Below are 18,436 nucleotides of genomic sequence, written 5' to 3'. Positions count from 1 at the left end.
CTCGCGCGAGCGCCAAGGGCCGAAGTCCGGCCGAGCTACGTCCCCGTCCCAGCTCGGGATCAACACCGGATCCGGCGCTCCTGCGACCGCTTGTACAGGGTGGCCACTTCGCTGCCGCGCAGGACAGAGTAGAGATGCACCTTCGTCTGGTTGCGGTAGAGCTGACTGCCGCCGGAGCACTTCCACGAAGGGGTCGTCGTCACGGTGAACGCCGCCCTTCCCTTCTTCACCTCCGAGGTGGCCTTCGTCCGCCAGAAACCGAGCCCGCGATACTGCTGGAGGCTCGTCTTGACCACGGCCCGGCGGCCCCACTCGCCTTTCTCGCAGTGGACCTGCCTGCTGGTCGTGATGTAGGCCCCGGTCCTGTACGGGGTCTTTATCCGCTGCCAGCCCTTGCAGCGGTCGTGGTACCCGATCCCCAGGTAGGACTTCGCCGACCAGCCCGGCGCCAGGACGGCCGAGCTGTCCGAGGCGGCGGTGACGCCCAGCCCCGCCTGCGCCGACGCGGACGATCCCGCCATGAGCCCGGCCGTCAGCCCGATGACGAGAGCCGCTCCTGTAATCCCTTTTCGTCCGATCATCGGATCTCCTTTCAAAGAAATCCTCTGCACTTTCCGACTCGGGAGTCCCCGATCAACCGCGCACAGCGATTCAGCGGAATATCCGAACGCCTGCCAATGGCGTCGATGCCGAACACTGTCGCCGGGAACGGCACCACTCTGACCGCCAATGCCCGGCACCGGCAAGCGATCTGCCCCGTCCAATCATCCAAACATTGTCCAGAGCTATTAGGACAATCGAATCCGCAGGTCAGGAACTTGCGACAGGGATTCAACGTACCAGCGGAATCTTTCCCGGCTTCATACGGTCAGTGCCCACATCGAGCCCGCCAGCAATTGCAGCACTCCAACAATTCGCAGGACGGCAAGGCATCGGTTGTCGCTGGAATCGATCGCAGGCAGTGGACACCAACCGCTGCGGGCGGCCCGGATCGGGGCAGCGATGACGCCGTTGACGTCCTTGTGCGGAACGGCGAGCCTGCGTCGGGCGCTGTATGCCCCGGCATCGAGCGGCGGGTCGACGGTCAGCCGGATGAGGCGGCGGCCCGGGCGACGGCGAGTCGGGTCGCCGTCACCCGGGCGTCGGGATGCTACGCGGGCGGCTGGAGGACGGTGACCACGTGGGTGGTGCTCGCTGACTCGATGGTCGAGTTGCCGAGCAAGTTGACGGTGTACGTATGTTCGCCGGCCGTGGTCGGCGTATCGGAGAAGCTGAACGACCCGTCGGCGGCGGGGGCCAACTTCACCAGGCCCTTCGAGGTGACGGTGCCATCCGGGCTGACGACCTTGCGCGAGACGGTGACGATCGTCCGCGGGAAGGTGATGCCGTCGGCGCCGAAGGTGCCGCTGAATTCGAGTCGCTCGCCGACGTTGCCCGTCGCCGGTCCGGTCACGGTGAGCGTCGGCTCGTACAAGGCCACCGTGACGGTCACCGAGGAGCCGCTACCCCAGAACCATGAGTTGCCCGGCCAGTACACCTGATACTTGAACGCCCCGATGGACGGCGGGGCGTCGGTGAATCGGTAGGTCCCGTCCGCCGCCGTGGTGATCTCCTGGAACGGCCTGGAGGTGCCGTCGGGGAGCCAGCGGTACAGTTCGAGCGTCTGTACGCCGGGCGGCAGTCCGCTGCTCAGCGTGAGTCGTCCGCTGAGGGTCGACTGCTTGAGCGCCGTCACCTTGGAGGGAGCCGTCAAGGTCAGCGTGGAGGAGTGGTAGGGCGAGGGCGGCAGCCGCCAGAGGTGCATCCGCCCGGTGCCGGGCTCTTTCAGAACCGCGAAGGTGAGTGTGCCGTAGAACTCGATGCTGCCCGCCACCACAGCCTTCCCCTGGTGGGCGGCCGTGTAGATGACCTCCGCGTTGGTCGCGTCGTACACCACGAGCTCCGCCGCGTCGCCCGCGGAAGAGTTCCAGCCGCCCACGACGTAGGCGTCGTTCGGGCTGGCCGCGACGGCGGTGGGGAGACCGTGCTCGCCGAATCCGCTGCTGTCGTAGGCGCGGCCCTGCGTCAGGGCTGTCGTGTCCCAGGCGTCGAACTGGCGGGTATCGTCCAACGCCGACAGCGCCGCCGACCCGTACTCGGCGAGTGCGAGATCCCGCAGGGCCGGCAGCCCGTTCGCGTCTCCGCGGATCTCGCCGCGCGAAGTGGCAGGCGTGGTGCTGATGTCGTACACCTTGACTGTGGCGGGGCTGACTCCCGGCTCCCCGGCCACCAGCGTGTTCCCGGCGACGGCGACGAGCGGAGCCTGGGTCGTGGCCGGCCCGACCCGGACGGGGGTGGGTGTCGCCGCCGCCGGAATGAGGCCGAGAACGCCTCCCTCTCCCGCTTCGCCGCAACCGAATCCGATCCACAGCCGATCGTACGACTGCGCCAGGCTCGACGGGCACGGGTACGCGGTGAGGTCGATGCGCTTGGTGATGGCGAGCGTGGTGGTGTCGATCTCGATCACTTCATGCGAATCGCGCAGCGCCGCGTACACCTTCCTGCCGGTCTCCGGCGAGGCCAGGGCGACAGCACCGGACAGGCCGGGGATCGTGTTGATGACCTTGCCGTCGATGGACGTGACCACGATCTGGTCGCCGGCGGCGACGAAGACCTTGCCGCTGCGCGCGACCACATCTCCGCCCTTCCCGGCGACGCCGAGGTCGGTGACCGTCGCGGCGGTCGCGGCGGTCGCGGCGACGGGCGCCTGAGTGACGAGCAGGGCCGCCGTCAGGAGCAGGGTCCCGGCCCAGGCGACTAATCGGCGGGACAGGGGAGCACGCGCAAAGGTTGGTGGGCGCACAGGCACTCCGTTCTGGAGGAGAAGGGGAGAGTCGAGCACCCCGGCATGACTACGGGACCCGCTCCCGCTGACGATCTTCGTTAATCGAACACATATTCGCATAGTGTGAGATTGCCGTCTAGGGCATCGGTCATGGGATGCCGCGCCGTCGCGCTCGGCCGGCCGGCCCTCCTCCAGCCGGTCGGCCGCCTCGAGCAGGATCAACGTCGTCAGCAGGCCGGCGTGCCGGTGGTCGCCGGCCTTGAGCAGGCCGTCCAGCCTGGCCGGCGAGGAGGCGGCCGGCAGCCGCAGCCGCCGCCTGATCTCCCAGAACTGCAGGTCGCCCGTCTCCAGGCTGCCCAGCCGCCACACCGGCAGGCCCGCGCCGCGAAGCTGCAGGACCAGCCACAATGCGTGGTCCGCACCGACGTGGCTGAGCGCGAAGCTGTCCCGCTCGGGAGGGATCAGCGGGCGAGTACGTCGATCAACGTCAGCGCCTTCGACCAGCGCCGGGGGAGTGGTCCGCGATTATCCGTACAAGTCCGTACGCAGCCCGTTACCATGACGGCGAGCCGGGCCTGAGGAGGCGCTCGTGCAGGAGCAGGCACTCATCACGACCCGCGAGGAGTTCGGCCAGGCGCTGACCCGGCTGCGCGAATCGGCCGGGGTGTCGGTGCGCCAGGTGGCGGCCAAGGTGGGGGCCGACATCGCCGCCAGCACGCTGGGCGACTGGTTCGCCGGGCGCGGCCTGCCCTCCCTCTCCTCCCGCGACCTGCTGGTCGAGGTCCTGCGGGTGTGCGGGGTGAGCGACGACGCGGCCGTCGAGCAGTGGCTCAACGCCTGGCACCGGGTACGCCGCGCGCCCGGCCGGCGGCCGGCGGGGCCGGAGCCGTACCGGGGGCTGGCGGCTTTCGAGACCGAGCACGCCGAGTGGTTCTTCGGCCGTGCGGCGCTGACCGGGCAGCTCGTCGCCCGCCTGACCGAGCCGGGCCTCCGGCTCGTGGTGGGCGCCTCGGGCTCGGGCAAGTCCTCGCTGCTGCGCGCGGGGGTGGTCCCCGCGCTGGGCAGGAGCGCCGCCGTGTTCACACCGGGGCCGCACCCGATGGCCGCGCTGGCGCGGCAGCGGGGCGAGGTGCTGATCGTGGACCAGTTCGAGGAGGTCTTCACGGTCTGCGAGGACCAGGACGAGCGTACGAGGTTCGTCGCGGCGCTGAGCGAGGCGGCGGAGCGGGCGGTGGTCGTGGCCGGCCTGCGCGCCGACTTCTACGGCCAGGCCATGCGCCACCCCGAGCTGCTCGCGGCGATACGCTCCGGCCAGCTCGTGGTCGGCCCGATGCGCGAGGACGAACTGCGCGCCGCCGTCGTGGAGCCCGCCCGCAAGGCGGGCATAGAGATCGAGAACGGCCTGGTCGAGCTGCTCCTGCGCGAGGTCGCCCCAGCAGGCGCCGACGGCGAGGCGCACGAGGCCGGCACGCTGCCGCTGGTCTCCCACGCCCTGTACGCGATGTGGCGCGAGAGCCAGGGCAGGCGGCTGACCATCGCCGACTACCGCAAGGTCGGGGGCATCGGCAGGGCCGTGGCCGACAGCGCGGAGAAGGTCTACCTGGGCCTGAGCGAACACCGCCAGGAGCTGGCAAGGAGGCTGTTCCTGACGCTCGTCCACGTGGCGTCCGACACCGCCGCCACCCGCAGGAGCATGACGATCGCCGAGGTCCTCGCCGACCACGACCCCGCCGTGGCGGCCGAGGCGGAGGACGTGCTCGACGGCTTCGTGGCCGAGCGCCTGATCACCGTCGACCTCGACAAGGTGCAGATCAGCCATGAGGCCCTGCTCACCGCCTGGCCCCGGCTGGCCGGCTGGCTGGAGAGCGACCGGGCGGGGCTGGTCGTCGGCCGCGACCTGGCCGAGGCCGCGGCGCGGTGGGCGAAGGAAGGGGACGACCCCGGCGCGCTCTACCGCGGCTCGCGGCTGGCCGTGGCCCGCCTCTGGGCCGAGGGCGCCGGACCGCACGCCGCTCCCGGACCGCAGGCCAGGCGGTTCCTGGCGGCGTCCGTCGAACGCCAGGAGGCGGAGGCCGCGGCGCGGCGGCGCGGCACCCGGCGGCTGCGCCGGCTCGTGGCCGTGCTGGCGGCGCTGCTGCTGCTGACCACGGTGGCGGTCGTGGTCGCCGTACGCGGGCAGCGCGACATCGGCGACCAGCGCAACGCGGCGCTGTCCGGCAAGGTCGCCAACGAGTCGGTCGCGTTGCGGGCGGGCAACCCGGCGCTGGCCGCGCAGCTCGCCCTGGCCGCCCAGCGGCTCCGGCCGAGCACCGAGTCGCGCGGCGCGGTCCTCAGCACGCCGGCCAACCCGTACGCCAACGTGCTGACCGCCCACGCCGGCGCGGTCTACGCGGTGAATTACAGCCCCGACGGCAGGCGGCTGGCCACGGTGGCGCTCGACGGCACGTTGCGGATGTGGGACGTGACCGATCCGCTGCGCCCGGGCGTGCTGTCGTCGGTCGTGGGCGACGCCAAGGGCCTCGCCGCGGCCGCGTTCGCGCCGAGTGGAGAGTTGGTGGCCACGGCCGGCAACGACAACACGGCCGACCTGTGGGACGTGCGCGACCCCCGACACCCCGTGGCGCTGGCCACGATGGGCGGGCACAGCATGGGGATCATCGGGGTGGCCTTCAGCCCCGACGGGACGATGCTGGCGACCGCCTCCTACGACGCCACCACGCTGTTATGGAACGTTACGAATCCCAGCAAACCGTACCTGCAGAGCACGCTCAAAGGCGCTCCCAAGGAGCTGTCGGACGTCGCCTTCAGCCCGGACGGCAGGACGCTGGTCGTCACCGCCTTCTCCAACGACGTCATGCTCTGGGACGTCGGCGACCCGCGCCACCCCGAACGCCTGCCCGACCTGCGCGGTCACACCGGGGCCGTGCTGGCGGCCGCCTTCCACGGCGACACCCTGGCCACGGGCGGCTTCGACAACACGGTACGGCTGTGGGACCTGCGCGATCCCCGGCACGGCAGGCCCCTGGCCACGCTCTCCGGGCACGAGGACGGCGTGGTCGCCATCGACTTCAGCCCCGACGGCCGCTCCCTGGCCACCGGCAGCTACGACCGCACGATCCGGCTGTGGGACCTGACCGATTTCCGCGCCGACCCGATCGTGATGACGGGGCACTCGAACACCGTCTACACCGTCCGCTACAGCCCCGACGGCCGCGTCCTCGCGTCCGGCGGGCGCGACGACACCGTACGCGTGTGGGACCTGGGCCGGCCCCTGCTCGGCGGCCACCGCGGCACGGTCTATGCGCTCGCCTACAGCCCCGACGGCCGCCTGCTCGCCACGGCCGGCCATCCGATGATCAAGATCTGGGACGTGTCGGCCGATCCCCGCCCGCTGGCCACGCTCACCGGGCACGCCAACGGCGTCACCGCCGTCGCCTTCGCCCGCAACGGCACGCTCCTGGCCAGTGCCGACCTGGACAGCTCGGTACGCCTGTGGGACCTCACCGACCCGGCCCGCCCCCGGCTCCTGTCCGAGACGGCGGCCGGCATCGGCAACATCTTCGCCGCGGCCATCAGCCCCGACGGCAGGAGCCTGGTGGTGGCGGGCGAGAAGTTCGACGTGTACGTCTGGGACATCTCCGACCCCGCGCATCCGGTACGCCGGGCCGTCGCCAAGGGCCACGAGGCCGCCGTCAACGCCGTGGCCTTCAGCCCCGACGGCCGGCTGCTGGCCACCGGCGGCGGCGACCGGACCATCCGCCTGTGGCGCACCGCCGACCTTGCCCCGCTCGGCGTCGCCACAGGCCACGGCGGCACGGTCTACTACCTCGCCTTCGACCGCACGGGCACGCTGCTGGCCAGCGGCAGCGGCGACCGCACGGCCCGGCTCTGGAACGTGCGCTCCCTCGACCGGCCGATCGCCGTCCTGCGGGGCCACGCCGACAGCGTGCAGTCGGTGGCCTTCAGCCGCGACAGCCGCACGCTGGCCACCGCCAGTGACGACCGGACCGCGATGCTCTGGGACATCGCCGACCCGGCCGGAGCGACCGCGCTGGCCACCCTGACCGGGCACCTCGGGCAGGTCAACAAGGCGGTCTTCAGCCCGGACGGCGCCACCCTGGCCACGGTGTCCGGCGACTCGACCGCCCGCCTGTGGCCGGTCGACCCCGGCGCCGCCGTCCGGCAGATCTGCGCGCTGGCCTTCCCGCCGATCACCCCGGCGGAGTGGCGCCAGTATCTGCCCGACGTGCCCTACGACCCGCCCTGCCCAAAGGACGCCGCCACCGGCCGCGCCCCGGCGGGCTGACCCCCGCCCGCCGGGCACCACGACCGCGCCGTCACGACCGGGCCGTCAGGCGGGGCCGACGCTGGTCGCGATCGCGCGGCCCAGCTCCTCCGGACGGGTGAACTGCGGCCAGTGGCCTGTGGGCAGGTCGACGTAGTCGACGTGGCGGATCTGGGCGAGCTCCCGCGTGAACGCGAGCGACTGCTCCATCCACTTATGGATCGTCGCGGTCGAGAACTCGCAGGCGATGACGGTGGCGGGCACCTCGTAGCGGCGCTCGTCGGACAGCCGCACCCGGTCGCTCGCGACCCGCGCCGGCGAGGGGATCGCCCGCTCGCGGAAGGCCGCGCGCAGCCCGTCGTCGAGGTCGACGAGGTCCTCCGCCTCGAAGAGCCCCCAGTCGGGCAGCGGGATCTCGCCGTTCTCGACCGGGAGCTCGTCGTTGATGAGGCCGCCCTCGCCGGGAGGCACGCTGTCGACGTAGACGACCCGGGCCACCCGGTCGGGACGCGCGTCGGTGGCGACGTGTGCGATCGCGCCCCCGCCGGAGTGGCCGACCAGCACCACCTTGCCGCCGGCGGGGTCGAAGGAGTCGATCACCTTGACGACCGCGTCGACGTGGTCGCGCAGGGTGATCTGGGAGCGGTCGGCGTCCTTCGACTCCATGCCGGGCAGCGTGAGCGCGTGGGGCCGGTGGCCGGCCTGCTCGAGCGCGGGGACGACCTCGTCCCAGGACGAGCCGTCGAGCCAGAGGCCGGGAATCAGGATGATGTCCATCGCCCCGAGGTTAGAGCAGCTCACCGACAAGATTCGATTACTCCCCGGTCAGCCCGTCCACCGACTCCCGGATGAGGTCCGCGTGGCCGTTGTGCCGCGCGTACTCCTCGATCATGTGGCACAGGATCCACCGCAGGCTGGGCGTCTTGCCGTCGGGCCAGCTGCGCTTGGCCGGCTGGCCGAGGTCGCCGTCCGACAGCGCCTCCGCCACCGCGGACCGCGAGCGGGACACCGCCTCCTGCCAGAGCGCGAAGAGCTGTTCGGGGGAGTCGTCGGCGGCCGAACTCCAGTCCCAGTCGCCGTCGGACTTCCAGTCCACCGTGTCCCACGGAGGCGGCCACTCTCCGTCGCGTAGCGCCCGGCTGAACCAGTAGCTCTCGACGTAGGCCAGGTGCTTGAGCATCCCGCCCAACGTCATCGACGACACGCCGACGGTCGCCTTCAGCCCGCCCGCGTCCAGGCCCGAGCACTTCCACTCCAGGGTCGCGCGCTGATAGTCGAGGAAGCCCAGGAGGGTCGCGGTCTCGTCGGCCGCGAAAGGGGGCTCCGGGCGGCCCTGCTCGTCCAGTTGAGTCATGATCGGTGAGTCTAGAGGCTCGGCACGCCGCCACGGGAGGGCGAATCTTGCCGGGACCTTGCCGAATCGGTGGCGGGGAAAGCCGCGACGTTCGTGGTGGACCACGGTGGAATGGGCGATGTCGTGCAGCGCAGGAAGACGGGATGCCGAAGTGCTCGATCGGGTCCGTGAGGCCGCCGGAACGGCGCTGGTGGAAGACGTCGGCGCGGTCGTCGCGGCGGCGGCCGCCATGTCCGGGCGGTTCCGGCGCGGTGGCAGGCTGCTGGCTTTCGGCCGGGGCGAGGCCGCCTCGGACGCGGCGCACGTGGCCGTGGAGTTCACCCACCCGGTGATCGTGGGCAAGCGCGCCCTTCCGGCGCTCAGCCTGGGCGCCGAGCCCTCCTCGCTGCCGGTGCTGGGCCGCCCCCAGGACATCGCCGTGGGTATCCGGCCGCTCGACGGCGACCTGGCCGCCGCCCGCGGGCTCGGCATGCTGACCGTCGCCCTCACGGCGGACGAGGACTGCGCGCAGGCGGAGCACGTGCTGACCGCGCGGAGCACGGATCCGCTGGTCGCGAGGGAGATCCACATCACGATGTACCACCTGCTGTGGGAGCTGGTCCACGTGTTCCAGGAATCGGAGTGCCCCGCGTGAACGGCGAGCCGGCGGACGAGGAGGTCTGCGACTCCTGCGTGACGTGCGGCGATGTGGCCGTGGCCGTGCGGGTCGTGGGGCTGCTGCCCGACGGGCTGGCGCGTGCCGACACCGGCGCCGGGACCGAGGAGATCAGCGTGGCGCTGGTGGAGGCACAGGTCGGGGACACCGTGCTGGTGCACGCGGGCGAGGCGATCGCCGTACTCGGAAAGGACGCCCGATGACCGAGACGCTCTACCCGTTCCTGCGGCGCGACCCGCTCGACGTGACGGCGTCCACCGCGGAGAAGGCCCGCGAGAGCCTGGAGCTGCGGCGGCGGGTGCTCGACGAGATGGAGGGCCCGCTGGTGGCGTGCGCGGCGGCGCTGGCCGCCGCCTTCCGCGGCGGCGGGCGGCTGTTCACGTTCGGGAACGGCGGCAGCAGCACCGACGCGCAGTCGGTGGCGGACCTGTTCACCGGACGCGGCCTGCCCGCGGTGTCACTGGCGGCCGACACGGCGCTCGTGACGGCGCTCGGCAACGACGTCGGCTTCGAGGTGGTGTTCGCCCGCCAGCTCGCCGCGCTCGGCGGCGAGGGCGACATCGCCTGCGCCCTGTCCACCAGCGGCGGCTCGGCCAACGTGCTGCGCGGCCTGGAGCGGGCCGCGGGCCTGCGGATGGTGACCGTCGGGTTCGCCGGCTCCGGAGGCGGCCGCATGGCGGAGGAGCGGCTGGCCGAGCACCTGTTCGTGGTCCCGTCGTCGTCGGTGCACCGCATCCAGGAGGCGCAGGCGACCCTCTACCACGTGCTGGCCGAGCTGGTGTCGGCCGCCCGCGAGACCTCCTCACACCAGGGTTCAGCAGATGCGGGGTAGCGGGTCGCCCACCAGGACGTCGACCACCCGGGTGCCGCCGAAGGCGGTGCGGAGCAGGACCAGCCCGGCCGGTGCCGCGGCGACGGTCCCGATGATCGCGGCCCCGGCGCCCAGCGGATGGGAGCGCAGCACCTCGAGGGCCCGCCCGGCGTGCTCGCCGTCGACCACCGTGACGAACCGGCCCTCGCAGGCGACGTAGAGAGGGTCGAGGCCGAGCAGCTCGCAGACGCCGGTGACCTCCGCCCGTACCGGGATGTCGTCCTCCCGCAGGACGACGGCCACCTCCGACGCGTTGGCCACCTCGTTGACGACGGTGGCCACCCCTCCCCGGGTGGCGTCCCTCAGCGTACGGACGTGCTGCGGCATCGCGGCCAGCAGTTCGGCGACGATGGCGTGCAGCGGCGCCGTGTCGGAGACGATCGGCGCTTCGATGCCGAAGTCGTCCCTGGCCAGCATGATGGCGGCGCCGTGCTCCCCGATCGGGCCCGAGACGATGACCGCGTCCCCCGGCCGCGCGTGCGAGGCCGACAGCGTGACCGGCTGCTCGACGAGCCCGACCCCGGCCGTGGTGATGAAGCAGCCGTCGGCCTTGCCGCGCTGGACGACCTTGGTGTCGCCGGTCACGATCGTGACGTCGGCCGCCACCGCGGCGGCGGCCATCGAGTCGGTGATGCGCCGCAGGTCGGCGACGGGGAAGCCCTCCTCCAGGACGAAGGCGGCCGACAGGTGGGCCGGTCGGGCCCCGCACATGGCCAGGTCGTTCACCGTGCCGTTGACGGCCAGGTCACCGATGTCCCCGCCGGGGAAGAACAGCGGCGAGACCACGAAGGAGTCGGTGGTGAAGGCCAGGCGCTCGCCGCCCACCCGCAGGAGCGCGCCGTCGTCCAGCGGCGCGAGCAGCGGATTGCGGAACGCCTCCAGGAAGACGGCCTCGATCAACGTGTGGGTGGCCTTGCCCCCGGCGCCGTGGGCGAGCGTGATGCGCTCCTCCCTGACGACGGGCTTGCGCCGCCGGATCCGCTCGATGCGGGCGAGCACCTGCTGTTCGCGGTTCATGCCCGGCTCGCCTCCTCCGCCGGCGGCCGGCCGGCGGAGGTCGCGCGCATCTCCTCCCGGCTGAAGCGCCCGAAGTTGTAGTACGCGGCACACGCGCCCTCCGAGGAGACCATGCAGGTGCCGATCGGCGTCTCCGGGGTGCACGCGGTGCCGAACACCTTGCACTCCCACGGCTTGAGCACGCCCTTCAGCACCTCGCCGCACTGGCACGACCGCGGGTCGGCGACGCGGACCCCGGGCAGGTCGAAGACGCGTTCGGCGTCGAAGCGGGCGTACTCGTCCGACATGGCGAGGGCGGAGTGCGCGATGAACCCGAGCCCGCGCCACTCGAAGTGCGGCCGCAGCCGCATCACCCGGCCCATGGCCGACAGCGCGATGCGGTTGCCCTGCCACGGCACGACGCGGGAGTACTGGTTCTCCACCTCGCAGCGGCCCTCGGCGAGCTGCGTCAGCAGGCGGTGCACCGCGTCGAGGATGTCCAGCGGCTCGAACCCGGCGACCACCAGCGGCTTGCCGTGGTCGCGGGCGATGAACTCGTACGGCTGGCAGCCGATCACCGCCGACACGTGGCCGGGCCCGATGAACCCGTCGAGCCGCAGGTCAGGCGAGTCGAGGATGGCCTTGATCGCCGGAATGATCATGACGTGGTTGCAGAAGACGGAGAAGTTGGCCAGCCCTTCGGCCTCCGCGCGCAGCACGGTCATGGCCGTGGACGGCGCCGTGGTCTCGAAGCCGATGGCCATGAAGACGACCTTGCGGTCCGGGTTGGCCCGCGCGATCTTGAGCGCGTCCAGCGGCGAGTACACCATCCGGATGTCGGCCCCAGCCGCCTTGGCGTCCAGGAACGAGCCCTGCCCACCGGGCACCCGCATCATGTCGCCGAACGACGTCATGATCACGTCCGGCCGGCGGGCGATGTGGATGGCGTCGTCCACCCGGCCCATCGGGATCACGCAGACCGGGCAGCCGGGGCCGTGCACGAGGTTCACCTCGGCCGGCAGGTGGTCCTCCAGGCCGTGCTTGTAGATGGTGTGCGTGTGACCGCCGCACACCTCCATGAACGTGTATCGGCGCCCCGGCCGGCAGCGGGCGGCGATCTGCGCGGCGAGCGCCCGCGCCGTGCCCGCGTCGCGGTACTCATCGACGAACCGCATCAGAGGTCCTTCCTAGGCGATGTCCGAGGTGCGCAGCGCGTCGAGTTCGTCCTCGTACGCCTGCCCGAGCCCGTTGAGGTAGTCGAGCACCGCCTGCGCCTCCAGCTCGGAGATCTTGGACAGCGCGAACCCGACGTGCACGAGCACCCAGTCGCCGGGCGCGAGCGCCTCGTCGGCGAGCAGGCCGACGTTGATGCGCCGGCGCACGCCGCTGACGTCCACCACGGCGAGGTCTTCGTGTTCGGGCAGGCGCTCGACGAGCTCACCTGGAATGCCAAGGCACACCGGACACCTCCCCGCCGGAAGCGCCTGACGTGGCGAAGGTGAGCGACTCCAGGACCAGCTCCTCGCCGCCGCTGATGTCGACGCCGTCGTCGCCGCAGCCCGGGCAGACCGCCAGCGTGTCGACCGACTCGGAGCGCTCGCCGCAGTTGCGGCAGCCGACCGTCATCGGCGTGATGACGAGCTCCACCACCGCGTCCTGCACGGCCGTCCCGGCCGCGGCCAGCGTGAACGCCTGCCCGAAGGCCTCGTCGACGACGGCGTGCCGGGCGCCGACGCGTACCCGGGCGGCCGCGACCGCCCTGCCTCCCGCCTGCTGCTCGATCAGCTCGACGAGCCCCTCGCACATCCCGATCTCATGCATGCTGCCCCTACATTCGCTCCATCTTGATGTATCGCCGGATGTCCGGCCACAGACGGATGACGACCAGCGCCATCCCGCAGAGCACGACCAGCTTCACCGTGCGCGACTTCCACATCTCACATCACCTCACCGTGGGTGCCGGATCGCGGGCGTCCGGAGTGGCACTTTCCGCAATCATGTCCATAACCAGGGACTTCACTAGGCCGGCCGCCTCGCCGACCATCGCGCGCACCGGCGCGCTCAGCTCGAACGGGTCCTCCTCGACCGACGCCGGCTCGCAGCAGACGACCCGCACCCGCGCGGGGAGCCGGCCGAGCTGCCGGGCCAGCCGCAGGACCCGGACCGGGTCCATGCCGTGTGTCTCCACCGATGCGTCGTCCCCGTCCGGCAGCTCGGGTTCGAGGACGGTGAGCGTGCCGGGAGCCAGGCCGCGCGGGGCGGCGTCCACGAAGACCACGCCCGTGTAGTCCCGCTGCAGGGCGTAGGCCAGGTCCATGCCGCGGATGCCGAAGTCGACGACCTCCATGCCCGGCACGCCCGCCTGCCCGGCCAGGTGGCGGGCCACCTCGACGCCGAACCCGTCGTCCCCCAGGAACACGTTGCCGATCCCGGCCACCAGGACGCGGCCGGGGGCCGGGCGGCCGTCCTGCTCCCCGAGGGGCTCGATCTCCTCGGCGGAGTAGAAGAACCGGTGCCCGGGCAGCCGGGCCTCGCCCAGGTCGCGCCCGGGATCGTCGTCGAGCGTGACCGCGATGTGGAAGACGCCCTCGTCGTCCTGCTCCACGCTCTCCACGACGGCCACGCGGCCGTCGAGCACGAGGTCGAAGACGTCGGCCTGCGCGCGGGGCCGCAGCCGTACCCGGCTGCCCGGCCCGATCGGCACGCCGGCGATGACGATCTCGGCCGGGCCGCGGCCCGCCATCCGGGTCCAGAATCCAGTCATTCGGGTGGCTCCGTCCTGCGCATGATGCCGTGCAACCGCATCAGCTCGTCGGGTGTGAGGGAGTCGCAGCGGTCGAGGATCGCGCGGGCGCGCGGGTCCCCGTGGCGGATCTCCTCGCGTTCCCGGTCGCTGAGGGCGAGCACGCTCAGCGTGAGGAGCTGGTCGATCTCGGTCGCGTCGAAGAGGTCGCCGGGGCTCTCCGGCGAGATCCGCGGGTGGTCGTAGAGGATGATCGGCGCGGACAGCACGGTGTGCCGGTCGCCCTCCGGCCCGGCGAGCACCGGCCAGACGCCGGCGTTGTCGCAGCCCGCCGCCTCCGCCCGCAACTCCTCCGGCGGGTCCATGAGGGAGACGAACCTCGCCCGCGGCGCGCGCAGCACGGTGTGCGCGGAGACCAGCGTGCGCCGCATGGCCTCCTCGCGGCCGCCCCCGGGCCAGGCCGTGGTGTTGACCACCTCGACCGTGATCCGGAACAGGTCAGGGCGCAGCCGCCGCGCGCTCGCCTCGATCCGGCCGTTCAGCTCCCGCCAGCCGCCTTCGGGAGACTGATCTCGTGCCGGGATGTCGATCTTCTCGATGACCGGGCCGTGCAGCAGGTCCTCCAGGACCAGGCCCGGCATGCCCACCTCACGCTCCTGGGCCTCCTCGCCGGTCGCCTCCGGCCCTCCGGCGCGGAGCCGGGTGACGACGTGCAGGAAGCGCACGGACGCGTCGACGAGGTCGCGGGGCCCGGCTTCGAGCAGGCACTCGGTACGCGTCAGCCACGGGTTGCCGTCATTGGCCCGCCCGTACGCCTCGGGGTGGACGCCGCCGATCGTCCAGCGGTGCCGGTTCTTCAGCGACGACTCCCGGTACGGCCACAGCAGGTAGCCCTCGTACAGCACGGCCTGCGCGATCTGCCTGACAGGGTCCATGTGGGATCAGCCTCCGCCCGTCTCCAGCAGCGACCGCACCGCGTCGTCCCAGCCGGGCAGGGTGTGCCGGACCCGGTGCGCGTACAGGCGGTCGAACGTGCCGCGCTCCAGCCGGATCCAGGCGGTGTCCGGGAAGTGGCGGTCCATGAGGTCCTTCCAGACCGTCACCGGCATGCGGAAGTCCGCCTCGGTGTCCCACGGCAGGCAGGCCGCCTGCAGGCGGCCGTCGTCGAGGTAGAAGACGGTCCCGGTGAACAGGAACCGCAGCGGCACCTCGCCGTCCGGCAGGCCGTGCAGGTACTTGGCCGCGGCCACGTCGAAGTCGTAGGTGCACGCGACCGTGACCGGCGTGGTCGTGCCGCCGGTGAAGGCCGGGACGTGGGTGACGGTCTGCGTCCACAGCAGGCTGGACAGGTTACGTCCCCAGTCCTCGGGCGGGCCGAACAGCTCCTTGAGCCGCTCCGGCGCGTGCCCGTCGTAGCCGCGTGCGGTGGCGTCGATGCGGATCTGCGTGGCCAGCGTGATCGCCTGGACCGGAGCGTCCGACCGCAGGTCGAGCCGGAAACACAGAGCGGGCGCGACGGCGGGCGTGGCGGGCTCGACGTCGCGCACCTCGATCCGCAGGGCCGGTGTGGTCGTCATTGAGGTGGCCGGCATCACGCGGGCGACAGGTTGGGCATGTCGGGGTCGATCGGGTCGTGCATGCGCGGGTTGACGCCGGTCGAGCGGCGGGCCGTGGAACGGCCGTCGGGCAGGTGGCCCTTCTGCCTGCCGTAGCCGCCCGGCGCGTTGCCCTCGGCCACGCCCTTGACGTGGGAGGGGGCGTCGGGGCGCACGTCGCGCCGCCCGGTCTTGATCGTCGACTTCTTGTTCACGCGGGACTCCTGTCGTTGCCGGTGGCCGGTACGGTGACCGACCGGCCGCCAAGGTCGGTGAAGAATCGGGTGATGTGCTCGCGTACGTCCTTGCCGCCCGTCAGGCCCCGCCAGTGCGCGCGGATGGCTCCGACGAGCGCGTAGCAGTCGTCCACCGGCACGATCCAGGCCTCGCGGTCGACGAGCAGCGCCTCGACGTCCGGCTCCAGCCGCCGCAGCACCGGGTTGTCGCGCCGCAGCAGCTCCCAGGCGGTCCGGTCGGCGGGCGCCCGCACGGCCCCGGCCGGGCTTGGGTAGTACAGGACCGGGTCGCCGGTGTCCGAGTCGTGGATCAGGAACACCGTGCGCACCGGGGCCCGCAGCCGGGCCCAGGCCCCCTCCTCCAGGCGGAAGCCGCTCAGCCGCCAGCGGCGCTCGGGCACCAGCCGGTAGTGCCCGCCGCCGGCCGCCGCGTGGTCGAACAGCACCTGGCAGGCGCGGCACGCGCAGCGCAGCTCGCGCCCGGCCAGCTCCAGCAGGTGGCGGTGGACGGCCGGCAGCGGCTCGGCGCACAGCTCGCAGCGCTGCGTGCGCGGTTCACGCCGGGCGGGCTCGACCGACTGCGCGGCGAGCCGGCGCAGCAGGCCCGTCATGGCACCGGGGCCCGCGAGGCGGGGCGGACGGCCAGGCTCTCGACCGGGATCAGGGCCGCGTCCGCGACCTCGATCTCGACCCGCTCGATCTCCGGGGCCGCCTCGCGCACCGCGTCCCGGAGGGCCGAGGCCGCCCCGGCCGCCGAGGAGCGGCAGCCGGTCGGGCGGAAGCGCAGCCGTACCAGGTCGCCCTCGACGGAGAGCAGGTCGGCGGCGCCGGCCAGCGCCTGCTCCACCCGGGTCCGGGTGTCCAGCGGGTGCAGATCGTGCAGCAGGAGCAGGGGCGAGACCAGCTCGTCGGCGCCCAGGCGGGCCGCCGCCTCGTCGCCCACGAGTGTCATGACCCGTGCCAGGCCCTCGCCGTACAGGCCGAGCACCTCCGCGACGAGCTCCGTGGCGGCCCCGTCGGCCTTGTCGAGCAGGGATTCGATCCTGCGGACGCGCTCGTTCATCAGCCGGAGACGCTCGCGCCGAACGTGGGCGAGTGCACCTGCTTGAGCACCTTGCCGCCGCCCAGGTACATGTGCACCCCGCAGGGCAGGCACGGGTCGAAGCTGCGCACGGTACGCATGATGTCGATGCCCTTGAACGAGTCGGCGCCGTTCTCCTCGAAGATCGGCAGCCCCTGCACCGCGTCCTCGTACGGGCCCGGCGTGCCGTACCTGTCGCGCGGGCTGGCGTTCCACGGCGTCGGCGGGTACGGGTGGTAGTTGGCGATCTTCCCGTCGCGGATCACCACGTGGTGCGACAGCACGCCGCGCACCGCCTCGTGGAAGCCGCAGCCGATCGCCTCGTCCGGCACCTCGAAGTCGGTGAACACCTGCGTGCGCCCGGCCCTGACCTCGCCCATCGCCTGCTCGTAGAAGTGGACGGCCATCGCCGCCGCGTACGCCACGAAGTAGACGCGGGCGCGGTTGCGCTCGATGGTGTTCGCCCAGCGCGGGATCTTCCACTCCAGCCGCGTCTCCGGGAAGGCGGCGCTCTTGGGCAGGTTGATCTCCACGCTCTGGCCGGTGGCCCGCACCGTGCCGGTGTCGACGAGCCCGGCCAGCGCCGTGGTCCACAGCCGGGCCAGCGGGCCGCCGCCGGTGTCGAGCGCCAGGTGGTCGCCGGTGCGCTGGTCGTACCAGCGCGGGCTCATCACCCAACTGTAGTTGCCGTTCTCCAGGTCGCGCTTCTGCGGCTTGGGCAGGGTCGTCTGGTTCCACGGGTGGCGCTGGTCCACCGGGTTGCCCAGCGGGTCGTGGGTGACGAACGTCTCCTCGGCCTGCCAGTCGTCATAGTACGAGCTGCCCAGCAGGATCCTGATGCCGAGGTTGATGTCCACCAGGTTCGTCGTGATCAGCTCGTTGTCCACCACGATGCCCGGCGTGACGAACATCCGGCGGCCCCAGTCGTTCATGTTCCGGTAGTCGTAGTCGACGACCGCCGGGTCCTGGAACGCGCCCCAGCAGCCGAGCATCACGCGTCGGCGGCCGACCTCCTCGTAGCCGGGCATGGCCTCGTAGAAGAAGTCGAAGAGGTCGTCGTTCATCGGGACGGACCGCTTGACGAAGTCGAGGACCCGCAGCAGCCGCACCATGTAGTCGGTGAACACCTGAGGGGTGGCCACCGTGCCCACGCCGCCGGGGTACAGCGTGGACGGGTGCACGTGCCGGCCCTCCATCAGGCAGCACATCTCCCTGGTGACCCGGCTCACCTGCAGCGCCTCGCGGTACAGATCACCGGTGAACGGGTTGCACGCGCGCATGATGTCGGCGATCGTCCGGTAGCCGTGGATCGCGGAGTTGGGCGCCTGGGTCGTCTCGGCCCGGCGCAGCAGGCTCGGGTTCGTCTCCTTGACCATCTGCTCGCAGTAGTCGACGAAGACGAGGTTGTCCTGGAAGAGCGTGTGGTCGAACATGTACTCGGCGGCTTCGCCCAGGTTGATGATCCACTCACCGAGTGGAGGGGGCTTGATGCCGTACGCCATGTTCTGCGCGTAGATCGAGCAGACCGCGTGGTTGTCACCGCAGATGCCGCAGATGCGGCTGGTGATGAAGTGGGCGTCGCGCGGGTCCTTGCCCCTCATGAACACGCTGTAGCCGCGGAACAGCGACGAGGTGCTCTTGCACTCGACGACCTCGCGGTTCTTGAAATCGATCTTCGTGTAGATGCCCAGGTTCCCGATGATCCTGGTGATCGGGTCCCAGGACATCTCCACCAGCTCGCGGGCCTCGCCCTTGAGCTTCTTCTCACCTGCCGTACGGATGGCCACCTCGCCGCT

General features: G+C 71.9%; 20 protein-coding genes. 4 read left to right on the top strand and 16 right to left on the bottom strand.

The genetic code is table 11. From position 1 onward, the window contains the following. Positions 1–59: 59 nt before the first annotated feature. Together ACWDRB_RS53080 and ACWDRB_RS53075 are read right to left on the bottom strand one after the other, a co-directional pair. Positions 60–581: a hypothetical protein gene (locus ACWDRB_RS53080; RefSeq protein WP_449908058.1), complete on the bottom strand. Its 522-nt coding sequence runs from the start codon at positions 579–581 to the stop codon at positions 60–62. Between the two features lie 569 nt (positions 582–1,150). After that, on the bottom strand, positions 1,151–3,232 hold the full coding sequence (locus ACWDRB_RS53075; protein WP_449908056.1) for a YncE family protein: 2,082 nt from the start codon (positions 3,230–3,232) through the stop codon (positions 1,151–1,153). A 181-nt stretch (positions 3,233–3,413) separates the two neighbouring features. Between ACWDRB_RS53075 and ACWDRB_RS53070 the strand changes: the two genes are divergently transcribed. Then, a complete protein-coding gene (locus tag ACWDRB_RS53070; protein ID WP_449908054.1) occupies positions 3,414–7,130 on the top strand; it encodes an nSTAND1 domain-containing NTPase in 3,717 nt (1,238 codons plus the stop codon). Between the two features lie 45 nt (positions 7,131–7,175). Here the strand turns inward: ACWDRB_RS53070 and ACWDRB_RS53065 are convergent, their stop codons facing one another. Both ACWDRB_RS53065 and ACWDRB_RS53060 read right to left on the bottom strand, forming a co-directional pair. Continuing rightward, a complete protein-coding gene (locus ACWDRB_RS53065; RefSeq protein WP_449908052.1) occupies positions 7,176–7,886 on the bottom strand; it encodes an alpha/beta fold hydrolase in 711 nt (236 codons plus the stop codon). Between the two features lie 37 nt (positions 7,887–7,923). Then, entirely contained in the window at positions 7,924–8,463 is a 540-nt protein-coding gene (locus ACWDRB_RS53060) for a DinB family protein (RefSeq protein WP_449908050.1), read from the bottom strand. A 151-nt stretch (positions 8,464–8,614) separates the two neighbouring features. Between ACWDRB_RS53060 and ACWDRB_RS53055 the strand changes: the two genes are divergently transcribed. The 3 genes from ACWDRB_RS53055 to ACWDRB_RS53045 are packed head-to-tail and all read left to right on the top strand — an operon-like array spanning position 8,615 to position 9,950. Continuing rightward, positions 8,615–9,097 carry a phosphoheptose isomerase gene (locus tag ACWDRB_RS53055; protein WP_449908048.1) on the top strand — a complete coding sequence of 161 codons (483 nt, stop codon included), beginning with the start codon at positions 8,615–8,617 and terminating at the stop codon, positions 9,095–9,097. After that, the gene (locus ACWDRB_RS53050) at positions 9,094–9,321 is read left to right on the top strand and encodes a HypC/HybG/HupF family hydrogenase formation chaperone (RefSeq protein WP_355211264.1); all 228 of its coding nucleotides are present in this window, start codon (positions 9,094–9,096) and stop codon (positions 9,319–9,321) included. The genes ACWDRB_RS53055 and ACWDRB_RS53050 overlap by 4 nt, the downstream gene beginning before the upstream one ends. Then, positions 9,318–9,950: a D-sedoheptulose-7-phosphate isomerase gene (locus tag ACWDRB_RS53045; protein ID WP_449908046.1), complete on the top strand. Its 633-nt coding sequence runs from the start codon at positions 9,318–9,320 to the stop codon at positions 9,948–9,950. The genes ACWDRB_RS53050 and ACWDRB_RS53045 overlap by 4 nt, the downstream gene beginning before the upstream one ends. On the opposite strand, the gene hypE is transcribed toward ACWDRB_RS53045, so the two are convergent. Genes hypE through ACWDRB_RS52985 form a run of 12 tightly spaced genes read right to left on the bottom strand, consistent with a single transcriptional unit; the run spans position 9,933 to position 18,427 of the window. Further along, positions 9,933–11,006: a hydrogenase expression/formation protein HypE gene (hypE, locus tag ACWDRB_RS53040; RefSeq protein ID WP_449908044.1), complete on the bottom strand. Its 1,074-nt coding sequence runs from the start codon at positions 11,004–11,006 to the stop codon at positions 9,933–9,935. The genes ACWDRB_RS53045 and hypE overlap by 18 nt on opposite strands. Further along, a complete protein-coding gene (hypD, locus tag ACWDRB_RS53035; RefSeq protein ID WP_355211273.1) occupies positions 11,003–12,160 on the bottom strand; it encodes a hydrogenase formation protein HypD in 1,158 nt (385 codons plus the stop codon). Before hypD ends, hypE begins: the two co-directional genes overlap by 4 nt. A gap of 12 nt (positions 12,161–12,172) precedes the next feature. Then, the gene (locus ACWDRB_RS53030; RefSeq protein ID WP_350737797.1) at positions 12,173–12,445 is read right to left on the bottom strand and encodes a HypC/HybG/HupF family hydrogenase formation chaperone; all 273 of its coding nucleotides are present in this window, start codon (positions 12,443–12,445) and stop codon (positions 12,173–12,175) included. Further along, entirely contained in the window at positions 12,423–12,806 is a 384-nt protein-coding gene (locus ACWDRB_RS53025) for a hydrogenase maturation nickel metallochaperone HypA/HybF (RefSeq protein ID WP_350737794.1), read from the bottom strand. The genes ACWDRB_RS53030 and ACWDRB_RS53025 overlap by 23 nt, the downstream gene beginning before the upstream one ends. A gap of 7 nt (positions 12,807–12,813) precedes the next feature. Further along, complete coding sequence (locus ACWDRB_RS53020) at positions 12,814–12,921, bottom strand: DUF6893 family small protein (protein WP_397375203.1); 108 nt, start codon at positions 12,919–12,921, stop codon at positions 12,814–12,816. 6 nt (positions 12,922–12,927) lie between these two features. Further along, entirely contained in the window at positions 12,928–13,749 is an 822-nt protein-coding gene (locus tag ACWDRB_RS53015; protein WP_449908040.1) for a hydrogenase maturation protease, read from the bottom strand. Next, entirely contained in the window at positions 13,746–14,663 is a 918-nt protein-coding gene (locus tag ACWDRB_RS53010; RefSeq protein ID WP_449908038.1) for a hypothetical protein, read from the bottom strand. The genes ACWDRB_RS53015 and ACWDRB_RS53010 overlap by 4 nt, the downstream gene beginning before the upstream one ends. Before the next feature lie 6 nt (positions 14,664–14,669). Next, positions 14,670–15,305: a DUF6084 family protein gene (locus ACWDRB_RS53005; RefSeq protein WP_449908036.1), complete on the bottom strand. Its 636-nt coding sequence runs from the start codon at positions 15,303–15,305 to the stop codon at positions 14,670–14,672. A 14-nt stretch (positions 15,306–15,319) separates the two neighbouring features. Then, complete coding sequence (locus ACWDRB_RS53000) at positions 15,320–15,538, bottom strand: hypothetical protein (protein ID WP_350737782.1); 219 nt, start codon at positions 15,536–15,538, stop codon at positions 15,320–15,322. Continuing rightward, positions 15,535–16,170 (bottom strand): DUF5947 family protein, encoded by a 636-nt coding sequence (locus ACWDRB_RS52995; RefSeq protein ID WP_350737779.1) that lies wholly within the window; start codon positions 16,168–16,170, stop codon positions 15,535–15,537. The genes ACWDRB_RS53000 and ACWDRB_RS52995 overlap by 4 nt, the downstream gene beginning before the upstream one ends. Then, a complete protein-coding gene (locus ACWDRB_RS52990) occupies positions 16,167–16,622 on the bottom strand; it encodes a hypothetical protein (RefSeq protein WP_449908034.1) in 456 nt (151 codons plus the stop codon). The genes ACWDRB_RS52995 and ACWDRB_RS52990 overlap by 4 nt, the downstream gene beginning before the upstream one ends. Beyond that, positions 16,622–18,427 (bottom strand): nickel-dependent hydrogenase large subunit, encoded by a 1,806-nt coding sequence (locus ACWDRB_RS52985; protein WP_355211288.1) that lies wholly within the window; start codon positions 18,425–18,427, stop codon positions 16,622–16,624. Before ACWDRB_RS52985 ends, ACWDRB_RS52990 begins: the two co-directional genes overlap by 1 nt. Positions 18,428–18,436 lie beyond the last annotated feature (9 nt).

The sequence above is a fragment of the Nonomuraea sp. NPDC003707 genome (assembly GCF_053587055.1).
The sequence above is the reverse complement of the archived record's forward strand: the minus strand, read 5'-3'. Positions and strand labels throughout refer to the sequence as shown.